We start from the raw sequence: 312 nt of genomic DNA, 5'->3' as shown, positions 1-312 counted from the left end.
TGCACCGAATAGCGATGTGATGATTACCATCACCGGTAAAGATGCAGCAGGCAAAGATGTCGTGATTCACAAGACAGTGAAGACCGATGCTGATGGCAACTACCAGACAGAACTTACGGTCGCTGATGGCATCGTAGATGGATCGGCAGTGAATGTTGAAGCCACGACTACAGATCGCAACGGTCAAGGAGTTGGACCAGCAAGCGATCATCTTGCAGGTCAAGGCGATAACGACAACGATCCAACTACGCCTGATGATACTGGCTTAGACTTGGTCACAGCTGAGATCACGGTTGAGATCAATACAGCGGG

1 pseudogene is annotated in these 312 nt (G+C 50.0%); it reads left to right on the top strand.

Features of this window, described 5'->3' with window-relative positions:
* Positions 1–19: 19 nt before the first annotated feature.
* Positions 20–312, top strand: a pseudogene (locus tag ACINWC743_RS04105) (type I secretion protein); the annotation flags it as partial.

This window comes from Acinetobacter sp. WC-743, from assembly GCF_000335555.1.
GTDB classification, from domain to species: domain Bacteria; phylum Pseudomonadota; class Gammaproteobacteria; order Pseudomonadales; family Moraxellaceae; genus Acinetobacter; species Acinetobacter bereziniae.
This window is presented reverse-complemented; position numbering and strand designations above follow the sequence as displayed.